This window comes from Helicobacter valdiviensis (genome assembly GCF_003245365.1).
Taxonomy (GTDB): domain Bacteria; phylum Campylobacterota; class Campylobacteria; order Campylobacterales; family Helicobacteraceae; genus Helicobacter_D; species Helicobacter_D valdiviensis.
This window is the reverse complement of sequence record NZ_NBIU01000048.1, coordinates 1-6,712: the sequence shown is the minus strand read 5'-3', so window position 1 is coordinate 6,712 and position 6,712 is coordinate 1. Positions and strand designations below refer to the sequence as shown.

At 41.5% G+C, this 6,712-nt stretch carries 2 tRNA genes and 3 rRNA genes; all 5 read right to left on the bottom strand.

Annotation, left to right across the window (positions count from 1 at the left end):
• Positions 1-501 precede the first annotated feature (501 nt).
• A 5S ribosomal RNA gene (gene rrf / locus B6S12_RS09910) occupies positions 502-617 on the bottom strand.
• A gap of 394 nt (positions 618-1,011) precedes the next feature.
• A 23S ribosomal RNA gene (locus tag B6S12_RS09905) occupies positions 1,012-3,895 on the bottom strand.
• A gap of 273 nt (positions 3,896-4,168) precedes the next feature.
• A tRNA-Ala gene (locus B6S12_RS09900) sits at positions 4,169-4,244 on the bottom strand.
• Between the two features lie 10 nt (positions 4,245-4,254).
• A tRNA-Ile gene (locus B6S12_RS09895) sits at positions 4,255-4,331 on the bottom strand.
• A 100-nt stretch (positions 4,332-4,431) separates the two neighbouring features.
• A 16S ribosomal RNA gene (locus B6S12_RS09890) occupies positions 4,432-5,927 on the bottom strand.
• The 16S, 23S and 5S rRNA genes sit together here with 2 tRNA genes alongside, the layout of an rRNA operon.
• Positions 5,928-6,712: the final 785 nt, after the last annotated feature.

Genomic DNA, 6,712 nt, shown 5'->3' with positions numbered 1-6,712 from the left:
AAATAACAAACCATTCACTCTTCTAATAAGCACAACACTCTAAACTCCATAAAGTAATCAATAACCTAAATCTTTACTAAACTCTAAAAGTAAGATAACACAACCTCTCAAACTCTCTAAAGCTACTTTACCACTCAAACTAGCATAAAAGAATAACTAAACCAAGCAATCATAAATATAGGATAAAGTAAAAACAAATAAAGCTTTTAAATTTTTCTATTGATATTAAACGCCTTTAAATATTTAATATCTTACAAATAATTGCTAAACAATAAAATCTCCAACAAGATATTTATACGCTCTAAACTCTATAAAATTAAACCCTATCCACCAACTAATCCAAACACTACCCAACAAACAAAGTATCATACAACAAATAAAAATATAAGTATCATAAAATAAGAATTAAACTACATTCTACAATCATAAAGCAATTAAATTTTTAAAGATTTAGAAGTTTAAAAAAGAAGTTAAGAAGTAACCCATTACTTTACACTCTCATCTCCGCACCGTCCTACTTTACCACTCCTGAAAGGAGCAGTATCATCAGCGAAGAAGAGCTTAACTTCTAGGTTCGGAATGGGACTAGGTGGAACCTCTTCTCTATTAGCACGAAGATGACAATGTAAAGAAAGCCTATAGTATTTCTACTAAAATTCTCTATTGTTTTTAAATCTTTAGAAGATATCTTAAGTATCTTTCTTAAGCTTTTAGATTTTATCTTATTTTATCTCTTATTGTTCTATCTTCTATTCTTTTTGGTTTTTAATCTATTTCCTAAAGAATATAAAACGACAATCCTAAAAACTTCTTATAAAGATAAGAATTCTATCTTATATCCACTAAAAAGCTTTTTAAACTTTCAATGGTTTTATAAAGACTATCAAGATCTTTTTAGTATTTAAGTAAATTTCACAATCTTTATAGGTTTATTTTTATAAACCCTATAATTGCTTTTTCCAAATTTACCTTTTATGAGCTTTTACACTCATTAAGGCAGTGGCTATTTTATCAATTAAGCCAAACGGTCTATTAGTAGTAGTCAGCTAAACATATTACTATGCTTACACCCCTACCCTATCAAGCAGGTAGTCTTCCTGCGACCTTCAGGGAAAGTTCATCTTGGAGTTGGCTTCACGCTTAGATGCTTTCAGCGTTTATCACATCCATACGTAGCTACGCTGCGATGCCCATAGCAGGACAACAGCTACACCAGTGGTATGTCCATCCCGGTCCTCTCGTACTAGGGACAGATCTCCTCAACTTTCCTACGCCCACGGCAGATAGGGACCGAACTGTCTCACGACGTTCTGAACCCAGCTCGCGTACCGCTTTAAATGGCGAACAGCCATACCCTTGGGACCTGCTCCAGCCCCAGGATGCGATGAGCCGACATCGAGGTGCCAAACCTCCCCGTCGATGTGAGCTCTTGGGGGAGATCAGCCTGTTATCCCCGGGGTACCTTTTATCCTTTGAGCGATGACCCTTCCACACAGAATCACCGGATCACTATGACCGACTTTCGTCTCTGCTTGACTTGTTTGTCTTACAGTCAGGCTGGCTTATGCCATTACACTCTACAAATGATTTCCAACCATTTTGAGCCAACCTTTGCAAGCCTCCGTTACTTTTTAGGAGGCGACCGCCCCAGTCAAACTACCCACCAGGCATTGTCCTACTTGAGGATAACTCAAGCTAGTTAGCAGACAGAAACATTAAGGGTGGTATCTCAACGGTGGCTCCATCTCTACCGGAGTAAAGATTTCAAAGCCTCCCACCTATGCTGCGCATAATGCTCCCATCGGCAGTGCCAAGCTGTAGTAAAGGTCCACGGGGTCTTTCCGTCTTGCCGCGGGTAGGAGGAATTTTCACCTCCACTACAATTTCACTGAATCACTCTTTGAGACAGCTCCCATCTCGTTACGCCATTCATGCAGGTCGGTATTTAACCGACAAGGAATTTCGCTACCTTAGGACCGTTATAGTTACGGCCGCCGTTTACTCGGGCTTCAATTCAAAGCTTCACATTGCTGCTGACTAATCCTCTTAACCTTCGAGCACCGGGCAGGCGTCACACCTTATACTTCCTCTTACGAGTTGGCAAAGTGCTGTGTTTTTGGTAAACAGTCGGGAGGGACTCTTTGCTGAGACCTACTTGCGTAGGCACACCTTATCGCGAACTTACGGTGCTAGTTTGCAGAGTTCCTTAAAGAGAGTTCTTTCACGCGCCTTAGAATACTCATCTCATCTACCTGTGTCGGTTTACGGTACGGGCAACATTAGCTAAACTTAGAGGCTTTTCTTGGCACGACGATCTTAACAATTCTCTTATCCATCCGAAGACTTCAAAGAGCCTGTTGGGTTTGGGATACGGGAGCGGATTTACCAATCTCCTAACTTGCACCCTTCGACTGACACTTCTATCCGTCAGCTTGTCTTGACCCTATGCGTCCCCCCATCGCACACTAATGTTGGTATAGGAATATTAACCTATTTTCCATCGACTACCCATTTCTGACTTGTCTTAGGACCCGACTAACCCTACGATGACGAGCATAGCGTAGGAAACCTTAGATTTACGGCGAAGTGGATTCCCACCACTTTTATCGCTACTCATTCCTGCATGCTCACTTCACACCGCTCCACCACTCCTTACCGGTATGGCTTCAACGCTGATGTGAACGCTCTTCTACCACTGTGCATCAGCACAATCTACAACTTCGGTGTCTATCTTAGCCCCGTTATATTTTCAGCGCAGAATCACTAGACCAGTGAGCTGTTACGCTATCTTTAAAGGATGGCTGCTTCTAAGCCAACCTCCTGGTTGTCTGAGTAACTCCACATCTTTTTCCACTTAGAATAGAACTTAGGGACCTTAGTTGGTAGTCTGGGTTGTTCCCCTTTAGACGATTGATTTTATCACCCACCGCCTGACTCCCAAGATACGGTAATAGGTATTCGTAGTTTGACAGGGGTTGGTACCGCGGTGAGCAGCCCTAGCCCAATCAGAGCTCTACCCCCTATTACTATCACTTGAGGCTATACCTAAATATATTTCGAAGAGAACCAGCTATCACTGAGTTTGATTGGCCTTTCACCCCTATCCACAGCTCATCCCAACCCGTTTCAATGGGTACGAGTTCAGTCCTCCGGTGGGTGTTACCCCACTTTCAACTTGGCCATGGATAGATCACTCAGCTTCGGGTCTGCAGCATCTGACTAAGCGCCCTTTCAGACTCGCTTTCGCTACGGCTTCACATTAGTTTAACCTTGCCAGATACCACAACTCGCAGGATCATTATGCAAAAGGCAGTCCGTCACCCTGATAAATCATAGGGCTCCGAATGATTGTAGGCAAATGGTTTCAGGTTCTATTTCACTCCGCTCACTGCGGTTCTTTTCACCTTTCCCTCACGGTACTGGTTCGCTATCGGTGTAGTAGTAGTATTTAGGGTTGGAGGGTGGTCCCCCCAGCTTCAGCCCGGATTTCACGTGTCCTGACCTACTCTGGATCCTGCTACCTAAAAATACTCTTTCATATACGGGACTATCACCCTCTATGGCTATCCTTTCCAGAATGTTCTATTAGAGTATTTTAGTGGATGTTGCAGTCCACAACCCCAAGTGCAAGCACTTGGTTTGCCCTGTTCCCCGTTCGCTCGCCGCTACTAAGAGAATCTCGTTTGATTTCTTTTCCTCTAGTTACTGAGATGTTTCACTTCACTAGGTTCGCTCCATTTAAGGTAATGTATCTCTCAATACATTGGGTTGCCCCATTCGGAAATCTATGGATCAAAGCATCTTGACAGCTCCCCATAGCTTATCGCAGTCTAGTACGTCCTTCATCGCCTCTACTACCCAAGGCATCCACCATTTGCCCTTTACAAGCTTAACTGACTTTGTATTCTATTAACGCCACTGCCTTAATGAATGTAACTTCATTAAGACAATCTTTGGTTATGCGTGATTGTAGTTATTTACTTATATAGGCTTTAACAATGAGTTTTTAAATAACACTTAGACTAAAGTCTAATGTGAAACTTATCTTCATAACTTTATATTTAACATATTTATTTAATATAAAGATATGAGCAAATCATTAAATCTCACATTAAACTTTATAAGATAATGATTTATCTTACTTTAAAGCAATGCTTTAAGACTTTAATGGTGGAGAATAGCGGGATCGAACCGCTGACCTCCTGCGTGCAAAGCAGGCGCTCTCCCAGCTGAGCTAATTCCCCATTAAGATAATGGTGGGCTTAGGAGGACTTGAACCTCCGACCTCACCCTTATCAGGGGTGCGCTCTAACCACCTGAGCTATAAGCCCCTACTTTTAAAGTCTTACTTTTTAAATGATCTCTGAAAACTAAGCAGGAATAAAACAACTTTAAAAACTAAATAAACGAATATTTAGTTCTATTCTCTTGAAAGGAGGTGATCCAACCGCAGGTTCACCTACGGTTACCTTGTTACGACTTCACCCCAGTCGCTGCATCCGCCGTGGGCAGTAACCAATTTAGTATTCCGACTTAAGGCGAATACAACTCCCATGGTGTGACGGGCGGTGAGTACAAGACCCGGGAACGTATTCACCGTGACATGGCTGATTCACGATTACTAGCGATTCCAGCTTCATGTAGTCGAGTTGCAGACTACAATCCGAACTGAGATATGTTTTAAAGATTTGCTCCACCTCGCGGTATTGCGTCTTTTTGTACATACCATTGTAGCACGTGTGTAGCCCTAGGCGTAAGGGCCATGATGACTTGACGTCATCCTCACCTTCCTCCTCCTTGCGAAGGCAGTCTCCCTAGAGTGCTCAGCCTAACTGTTAGCAACTAAGGACGAGGGTTGCGCTCGTTGCGGGACTTAACCCAACATCTCACGACACGAGCTGACGACAGCCGTGCAGCACCTGTTTTCAAGTTCTAGCAAGCTAGCACTCCACTATCTCTAGCGGATTCTATCAATGTCAAGCCTAGGTAAGGTTCTTCGCGTATCTTCGAATTAAACCACATGCTCCACCGCTTGTGCGGGTCCCCGTCTATTCCTTTGAGTTTTAATCTTGCGACCGTACTCCCCAGGCGGAATGCTTAATGCGTTAGCTGCATTACTGGAGTGACAAGCACCCCAACAACTAGCATTCATCGTTTAGGGCGTGGACTACCAGGGTATCTAATCCTGTTTGCTCCCCACGCTTTCGCGCATCAGCGTCAGTAATGTTCCAGCAGGTCGCCTTCGCAATGAGTATTCCTCTTGATCTCTACGGATTTTACCCCTACACCAAGAATTCCACCTACCTCTCCCATACTCTAGGCTAATAGTTTCAAATGCAGTTCTATAGTTAAGCTATAGGATTTCACATCTGACTTGCTAGCCCGCCTACGCGCTCTTTACGCCCAGTGATTCCGAGTAACGCTTGCACCCTCCGTATTACCGCGGCTGCTGGCACGGAGTTAGCCGGTGCTTATTCGTTAGATACCGTCATTATCTTCTCTAACAAAAGGAGTTTACAATCCGAAAACCTTCATCCTCCACGCGGCGTTGCTGCTTCAGGGTTTCCCCCATTGAGCAATATTCCCTACTGCTGCCTCCCGTAGGAGTCTGGACCGTGTCTCAGTTCCAGTGTGTCCGATCACCCTCTCAGGCCGGATACCCGTCATAGCCTTGGTGAGCCATTACCTCACCAACAAGCTGATAGGACATAGGCCAATCCCATAGCGAAAAACTTTCCCTCGTAAGGAGTATCCGGTATTAATCACCATTTCTAGTGGCTATCCCAGACTATGGGGCATGTTACCTATGCATTACTCACCCGTGCGCCACTAATCCACTCTAGCAAGCTAGAGCTTCATCGTTCGACTTGCATGTATTAGGCACGCCGCCAGCGTTCACTCTGAGCCAGGATCAAACTCTCCAAAAAAATAAATACTTAAACTTAAGAATTTAAGTTTAAAAGATTTGTTTGTTAAATTCTAATCTTATTTAGATAAGAATTTAGGTTTGGATTAGTTTGTCCTAAAATCTCAAAATCTCTGTATAGATTTGTTGGTTTTATGCTAAAAATAAAAGAGAAACTTTTACTTTTAAAGAATAAAACTTTCAAAGCAATAAATGAGTTATGTTGTATCGATTTTAGAAAATTAAGAAAATTACTTTATAGGTTGTTTTACTTAATTTCCTGCTTAGTTGTCAAAGATCATTTTAACTTTAAAATTTCAATAAAAATCATTTTAAAAAGTTAAAGAACACATCTTTTATGCTAAACTACTACTTTTTTCTAAAGTTTAAAGAAAAACACTTTATCTTTATAGACTAAAGATGGAACTTAATAGCTAAAGATATTAAGTGTATCTTATACTTGTTTAAAGACAATAAAAAGCTTATTAAAGATTATCTTAAAAGCATAAAAGAGTTTAAGATAAGAACTCTAACAAAGTATTGTTCTAAACTTGTGTAATCTTTAAGCGATAGTTTCTAAGCTCTTGCTAGAAAGTGTAGCGCAAAAAAGGAAATGGAATTATAGCTTTAAAAGCTTAAAGTGAGATTAAATAAAAAAGGGGTTTAGGGGAAATTTATGGGAAATTATAGAAATTTAGTAAGAAAAAAACAAAAAGGAATATAAAGATAAGAGTAAAAAGGAGAAAAGGAAAGGGGGACATAGAAAGATAGAAAGATAGAAAGATAGAAAGATAGAAAGATAGAAAG